The 490-nt window shown below is 65.5% G+C and carries 1 protein-coding gene; it reads left to right on the top strand.

The window, feature by feature from the left end; translation table 11 throughout:
- Positions 1-490 (top strand): Ig-like domain-containing protein (locus tag DIE16_RS36365; RefSeq protein ID WP_148095416.1); only part of this gene is annotated, 490 nt, incomplete at both ends.

Below are 490 nucleotides of genomic sequence, written 5' to 3' on the forward strand. Positions count from 1 at the left end.
CGGCGACGTCGTTCAGCTTCACGCTCGATACGTCGGCTGCCGCGCCCGGTGTGGCGTTGGCGGTCGATTCGGGCAGCAGCGCTGTCGATCACGTCACTAATGTCGGCACGCCGAACCTGACCGGCGTCGAAACCGGCGCCACCGTGCAATACAGCATCGACAACGGCGCGCACTGGAACACCAGTTTCGGTGCACTGGAAGGCACGAACAACGTGCAGGTCCGGCAGATCGACGTCGCGGGCAACACCTCGTCGGCGACGTCGTTCAATTTCACGCTCGACACGTCGGCTGCCGCGCCCGGGGTGGCGCTCACCACCGATTCCGGCAGCAGCGCGTCCGACCACGTCACCAATGTCGGCACGTTGAACCTGACCGGTGTCGAATCCGGCGCCACGGTGCAGTACAGCGTCGACAACGGCGCGCACTGGAGCACCAGCTTCGGTGCGCTCGAAGGCGTAAACAACGTGCAGGTCCGGCAGGTTGACGTCGC

The sequence above is a fragment of the Burkholderia sp. Bp9090 genome, from assembly GCF_003857985.1.
Taxonomy (GTDB): domain Bacteria; phylum Pseudomonadota; class Gammaproteobacteria; order Burkholderiales; family Burkholderiaceae; genus Burkholderia.